This window comes from Microcoleus sp. S13_C3 (genome assembly GCF_036700905.1).
In the GTDB taxonomy this organism is placed as follows: Bacteria; Cyanobacteriota; Cyanobacteriia; order Cyanobacteriales; family Microcoleaceae; genus Microcoleus.
On the sequence record NZ_JAUBPT010000255.1, the window covers coordinates 1 to 6,726 of the forward strand.

Annotated in this window: 6 protein-coding genes; 5 read left to right on the plus strand and 1 reads right to left on the minus strand. The window is 44.7% G+C overall.

Going from position 1 to position 6,726, the window contains the following annotated elements; translation table 11 throughout:
• Window positions 1–63 precede the first annotated feature (63 nt).
• A complete protein-coding gene (locus tag QUA16_RS34910; RefSeq protein ID WP_333109214.1) occupies window positions 64–441 on the minus strand; it encodes a hypothetical protein in 378 nt (125 codons plus the stop codon).
• A gap of 614 nt (window positions 442–1,055) precedes the next feature.
• Here QUA16_RS34910 and QUA16_RS34915 point away from each other — a divergent pair.
• From QUA16_RS34915 to QUA16_RS34935, 5 genes are all read left to right on the plus strand, one after another.
• Window positions 1,056–1,436: an HNH endonuclease gene (locus tag QUA16_RS34915; protein ID WP_333109212.1), complete on the plus strand. Its 381-nt coding sequence runs from the start codon at window positions 1,056–1,058 to the stop codon at window positions 1,434–1,436.
• A gap of 109 nt (window positions 1,437–1,545) precedes the next feature.
• Window positions 1,546–2,151 carry a Uma2 family endonuclease gene (locus tag QUA16_RS34920; protein ID WP_333109211.1) on the plus strand — a complete coding sequence of 202 codons (606 nt, stop codon included), beginning with the start codon at window positions 1,546–1,548 and terminating at the stop codon, window positions 2,149–2,151.
• A gap of 63 nt (window positions 2,152–2,214) precedes the next feature.
• The gene (locus tag QUA16_RS34925; protein WP_333109209.1) at window positions 2,215–3,558 is read left to right on the plus strand and encodes a helix-turn-helix transcriptional regulator; all 1,344 of its coding nucleotides are present in this window, start codon (window positions 2,215–2,217) and stop codon (window positions 3,556–3,558) included.
• A 1,135-nt stretch (window positions 3,559–4,693) separates the two neighbouring features.
• Window positions 4,694–6,355, plus strand: coding sequence for a hypothetical protein (locus QUA16_RS34930; RefSeq protein ID WP_333109208.1), 1,662 nt, complete (start codon window positions 4,694–4,696; stop codon window positions 6,353–6,355).
• A 243-nt stretch (window positions 6,356–6,598) separates the two neighbouring features.
• Window positions 6,599–6,726 (plus strand): DnaB-like helicase N-terminal domain-containing protein (locus QUA16_RS34935; RefSeq protein WP_333181724.1); only part of this gene is annotated, 128 nt, incomplete at its 3' end.

A 6,726-nucleotide genomic window follows, 5' to 3' on the forward strand; every position in this document is an offset into this window, starting at 1 on the left:
AGACCGAGAGTTCAGCCTTGTGGCTGGAAACGCTATGTACGGGCTTTCACCGTGATTTACGTTTCAACGAATCGCACGTTGATTTGCTAATATGTCTGGATAGAAACGCCAAAACCACCAGAATACTTTTTCAACATCTGATTCTTGGGCGATCGCACCTAGATCGCCGATCGCGATCGCAGGTAATTGACTGTTAATCCCTGTTTGCGACTGGCCACTAATCGGGTGTCGGACTTGACAAGTAGCGCTAGTTGTAGTGTTATTGGGAAGGTTGACGCGATCGGAAGAATCTGCGATCGCCCGCGGCAACGACAAATCCGAAGTATTTATTTGCTCTAATTGCCCTTCAAAACACTTTAACTGGCTGCATACAGACAGACACGTCTCTGGATTTTCCGAATCGTGCAGCAAGGCGTAAAGCTTGCGGTGGTAGTAGTTCATTTATTACTATTTCATACCAATAGAGTTAAAGTAGCACGTTTGGTTTGTAGCTGAGCTTACTCTCGTGCGAATGACGAAATATATAGGTTGACAGGTAGATAAAATAGAGTTGCAATCGAGCTTAGGGCGAACACAGAGACACCGCCCCAAGCAAGTGTGACAGCAGAATGCTTAAAAACTCTTAATATTTACGTACAGCCTCGATATATGGTGTTCAGGATTAATTTGCAGTTGTCGCAAATCCTCTTGCTATTGATCCTCATACTTTAAATGGCGAAATATGTCAATAGCAAGTAGACTTTTCTTGGTGATTTTTGATTAGCAACGACAGTACCGAAAAAGTCTGAAACGGTTGCTACGCGCGATCGCTAATTTTTCTGAACTTCAAAGGACTATTTTTGAGCGATCGATTTTGTCCCTGGTTTCGCCTGATGCAACTTTCTGTACTTTGTGCATTCTAAATGGCGATCGCTCTTAAGTGAGACAAGCGTGGAATAATAGTGACGAAGGCGTTAAGAGATATGAAAGATTGAGCGAATTTACAGCACTCTTTGACTTAATGGCTTCTGAGTGATGGCAACAAAAGCGATCGCGCCAATTGTGAGAAATGAGCTATGGCAAAACCCAAGAGGTATCCCGACAATTGGCAAGAAATTGCGCTCTCAGTGAAAGAAAGTGCTCTTTGGCGCTGTACTAAATGCAACCAACAATGCCTCCGACCCGGTAATAAAAGCGGCTTAACCAAGTCCGAACGATGTTCCCTAACTTTGACAGTGCACCACCGCAACCGGATACCGGAGGACAACCGTCCAGAAAACTTAATAGCCCTTTGTACTGCGTGTCACCTTTCTTATCACAACCGCGGGCAATCCAACGTCTCGCCTGGGCAATTATCGCTCTTTCCTGATGATGACATTGATTGGAATATAATGGATAGTTTTCTGGAATCGGCACGGGGCGATTTATCAGATCGCAATCCGCCTCCATTAGTTTGACAAGCTCGAAGGCGGTCATGTAATCGAGCGAGTATAATAAACTTAACAGAACTCTACTCTCTACCCCACAAAACCTCTAATTAAACTACCTCCCATTAAAAAATAACCTATGACATACACCCCATCCAAACTACTTAGCTTTGAGGAGTTTATTGCCCTATATGGGGATAATACACGATATGAACTCATTGATGGAGAACTCAGAGACATGGAACCTACTGGTCCTCACGAAGCGGTTGCAGGTAGTATTGCTGGTAGAATGTACGTAGAAATTTTTCGTGGTAATTTCAATTGGTTGGTTCCAAAAACTTGTTTAATAAAACCCCTATACGCTGAGGCCACAGTACTGCGTCCTGATGTAGTTGTTTTAGATAAAGCAGAACTTAGTAGTGAACCCCTTTGGCAAAAAGAACCAGTGATTTGTAAAGATAGTACAATTAAGTTTGTTGCCGAAGTTGTCAGCACTAATTGGCAAGATGATTATGCAAGAAAAGTGGAAGAATACGCTTTTTTGAAGATTGCAGAATATTGGATTGTGGACTTTCGAGGCTTGGGGGGTTTGCAATTTATCGGCAATCCCAAGCAACCTACTTTCACGGTCTGCCAGTTGATTGATGGAGTTTACCAGCAGCAACAATATCGCTTGGGAGAGCCGATTTCTTCTTACCTCTTTCCCAATTTACAATTGCAACTTGACGACATTATGCCGACTTAAAATTCTAGAATTTATTAAAAATCCAGTGATTAAAATACTAGGTTCTAACTATTGACTAAAACTATGAGTGACAGCACCAGCTCAGAAAGTCTGGCTGAAGTTAGAGATACCCCAGACAAACCCATTACAGAACCTCGTCTGTACCAGAGTAGACCGATCGCCCCTGTTGCGACACCCCCTCCTATGGTATCCAGCCTCCACGCACAACTCAGAACAGACTTGTGGCAAGAATACCCTTCAGGTGTCGGCTACTTCCAACACCGAGCCAAGGGCAACCCCAACAACATCATTGAGCATTACATTGCCAGCCCCGGCGACATCACGCTGTTGCCTTTAGACGAGGCAATGCAAATTATTGACAGATTTGGGCTAACTGCTGCCAAATTGCACCTGATTTTTGCGGCTCACATTATGAGACAAGAAGAGCCGTGGAAAAGCTTATTCACTCTCGAAGGCAGTGACTTAATCAAGGAAATGGGGTGGGATAAACGTACAGACTTGCCAGTATCTCAAAAACTCAATGAAATAGCTAAAACTGCGTATGCTCTGGGTTGCTTAGCAATCAAAGCCACATGGGTTGAAGGCAAGCACAGAAAAGGTGGAATTAGAGCCAGCGTTGACACCTCGCGAATGTGGAATGTTCAAATTCAGCTAACAGGTCAGCAGAATCTGGAGGGCAAAATAGAGCATCCTGATGAAATCTACATAACCGTCCAACCGGGACTCTGGACTCATGCCTTCTTGAACAAAGCAGGTTACTTCGCCAAAGAAGCGTTGTATCAGTTTGGCTATTTAGCTCAGGACATTCTCAAAATTGACGCCTACCATGATGAAATGGCTTTGCGCTTAGCACTTCATCTGACGATGGAAAGCCGATTCCACACCAGTGGCATCTACAAAGTGGAGACACTCCTAAAAGCGCTATTACCCCAAACGGTAATCGATCTAGCTCGGTCAGACCGTAAACAAACTTACAAGGTGACAAAGAACTGGAATCGCACCCTGGAAGTGCTGCTGAAACTCAAGCGAGGGTTTCAGATCGAGTTTGACGAAGAGACTTACCCAGAATGGCTGAGACCTGGTAGCAAGTATCGAAAAAAAATAGGATACTTTGACACGCTGTTGGCAGCCAAAATTACTATCCATCCGCCAGTACCTATCGCCAAACTGCTTGCAACCAAGGCTGAACTCAAACAGGTTCAGCCCCGCATGAAAGAATCTCCCAAGCCTAAACTGACAAGCAATGAGATAAAAGAAGCAAGGGTAGCCAAAGGTTGGAGTCAAGCACAATTAGCAGGTTGGCTAGGGATGTCGCAGCGTTATGTATCTATGTTGGAACGTGGGGAGCGAATCCCTGCACCAGAACTAGAATCCCAAATCTGGCATCTGTTAAGCATTTCAGATTGACATATTTAGGACTTACGCACAGCCTCAATATACGGTGTGAAAGTAGGGGCAACCCCCCCTGAAGAGCCTCTATCCTGATGATGCTTAGCCTTAGTCCTAATTTGACATACTCCCCGCTAGTCAAGAGACGGGGATTCTACGCTCAAACAGCGACAGCAAGCAGAGCTTGACTAACATCGCCATCACCTTAGTTTTTTCCCCGGTTCAAGGGCTGTAGCCTCTGTATTCTCGTCCATCAAACTCAGGTGATGACCACTAGCCCTGTCTGGCGTGAGGAACGAGGTTACTAAGTTTCAGCGTTTTGATTGTGAGTCCAAGTTCCGAAAAACAATTTTTTTTGATCGAAGTCTCAAAAACCCGAACGTGAAATAGCGGTTTTATCCTTTTTCTCCGGTTCAGATTTAACACGCCAGACAGGGCTAGGTGATGACCACCCGTGTGTCCAGGACATAACTCTCACCAAAGCGACCCTACAAACCCACCTTTCCCGGCTGGTTTTTTTTTCAGCAAAGAATGCTCGGGCTGTTCTGAAACTTGTTCTAAAAAAAATAGGTATTGAAAATAGCTCTCAAATCCATACCCAATATAAGTTTGACCGTTAGAACAAAACCTCTAGAATGCCGCGACAAAACCTCTAGAATGCCGCGACAAAACCTCTAGAATGCCGCGACAAGTCATTTTTGAAACTCTTACCACGTAAAGTTTTCAGCCTTTAGAACAACTCTGATCAGTCTTATTAGACTGATTCGCCACCAAATCCCGTATCGGCTGGTCTGGCAGGATTGAAAAAATAGTCGCGCACCCTTTCTCATCTTTTAGCAGGGCGGTCAGTCTCAACACTGCTGGATTTAGGACAACTGCATCGCTACAAAAAAGCGATCGCAAAAGTACAAGACCTTAAAACCGCTTCGCTAAAGTTTGCCGATAGTTCAAGCGACGGCGCTATGAATCGAGTTCCGGCGCAACTACCACACCTGGTTGTTGAAGCCAACCTGAAATCCTGTTGAGTGCAGCGAGCGCTGCATTCGCGCTCAATAGCCCGCGGTCAAATTCACAACAACCGCTCTGGCAAACCTTGCGGCTGTCACAGTCGCATGAAGGGACATTTACGCTCATTTTTACCCCGGAACAAAAAATGGTTGCAGATACAACTACCTGGCACAAACCGCCATTCGCCCGACACGCCGCAATTTATGAAGCCCTAGCCGACATACTAGAAGGCGCTACCCCCAGCGCCGTCAAACTCGCCCTCTACCTGTACAGAACCTGCATCGGTGGCAAACCAGAGGAAATCGACATCCATTGCATCCCCTTGGGCGAAAAACGAGCCACAAGAGTCCGAAACGGCAAGCCCTACAGCCCCAACACCAGGCGGGCAGCCCTCAGACAGCTCGAAAAACTCGGCTTGGTTAAAATCCTCAAAAACTACGGGTGTGGCATTTTCCGCATAGCAGTGCAGCACCTGGGCGACGTTCGCCCCTTCACTCACACCAATTCAAAATTCCAAAAACTGAGCAATCCGTCAAAAAATCGACTGAACCAGCCAAAAATTGAGCAAACAGGGGGTTCAAACCCTGATGGTGCCGTACTCTTTACAGAGGATAAAAAAGAACAGCAAAGCACTGAAAATGTTGCTGCTGTTTTTTTAAATTTTTCTAAAGAGGAAGAAAATTTAACATCACCAGATAAAAAACCACAGCTCGTAACTGGGATCAAATCTAAAAGCACTGAATTAAATAAAAATTCAGAACAAAAACTAAAAACCCCTAGTGAAAATAAATGTCCCGTCCCAACCGCTGAATGTCTGAGAATTAATTCAGATAACAGTCAGGCAGTCGATGTGGCAATGCCTTGCACTTCAGAACAAATAGGTTTGACCTCTAAACCCCCGCAAAAACTGCTGACAGAACTCAACAGCCTCGACAATCCAACAATCTCTGCCGCCAAATCACCAATACCTACCAATAAAGCTGTTCCGTTAAGTCCTGAAATATCTTCGCCCGTTACTCCCCAAGTTCCTGAAATTGTCGAAGCGGTTGCAATTGCCAACCCCGATGCGACTGAAACTGTCGAGGCTGTTCCAATTACTAATCCTGATGCGACTGAGATTGTCAAAGCTGTTCCAATTGCCAATTCCGAGACAAGTGAGATTGTCAAAGCCGTTCCAATTACTAATCCTGATGCGACTGAGATTATCGAAGCGGTTCTAATTGCCAACCCCGATGCGACTGAGATTGTCGAAGCTGTTCCAATTGCCAATTCCGAGACAACTGAAATTATCGAAGCCGTTGCAATTGCCAATTCCGATGCAACTGAAATTGTCGAAGCCGTTACGCGAGCCACAGGAGGCATGAATTCTGAATTAAAAATTTGTGTGCTCCAGCACAGCTTAAACGAAATCCAAGCCGCCATAAACTTGCTGCAAGTCCGAAGCCAAACAAAGCAAATATCCAACCCTTCAGGGTGGGTCGTTGACTGTTTGCGCGGTCGCTGGTGGGAAAAAACTAACGGTCTTCAAAACTCGAACCCAACAAATGTTGTTTCATCTCCAGCTTCAGCAGGCTCTTCTCCAACTCCAAAAAATTCTCCTTCTGCACAGACAACAAGAATAACTGAGGATTATATTGACCCTCAGTATATGCCATTAAAAACTCACAAAAAGTTATGCGAACAGTTCCAGGAACTAGGCGAACAAGCTTTCGCAGCGCTAGGTATTCAGCAGCAAATTTACTTGCAGTGGATGCAGCGATTTCCTCAGCACGTAAAACAAATTTTCAACAAATTATCTACTACTTAGCTATTTATAGCAATCCTTGCAGGAGTCGTAAATATTTTTACCCCACCCCAACCCTCCCCGCGAGTTCGGGGAGGGAGTAAGAAATTCACAAATGATTTAGGATTGCTATAGCTTAGCTGTGAAAACAGTGATTATTTAACCCATGTAGACAGTATCTAATCTTTTCGACAACTTTTAGTACAGTTCAATTAAAAACCAGCTCAAAGGAGAATACCAGACATGGCAGTCAGTTTTGTTGAGAAAATGCCGATCAACATTGATGCAGAGGAAGCAATTTTAGGCGGAATTCTCATTGATCCAATAGCCATTAAAAGAATCGCAAATATTCTGCGTCCCGAAGCATTGGCAATTACAGTCCACCAACATATTTA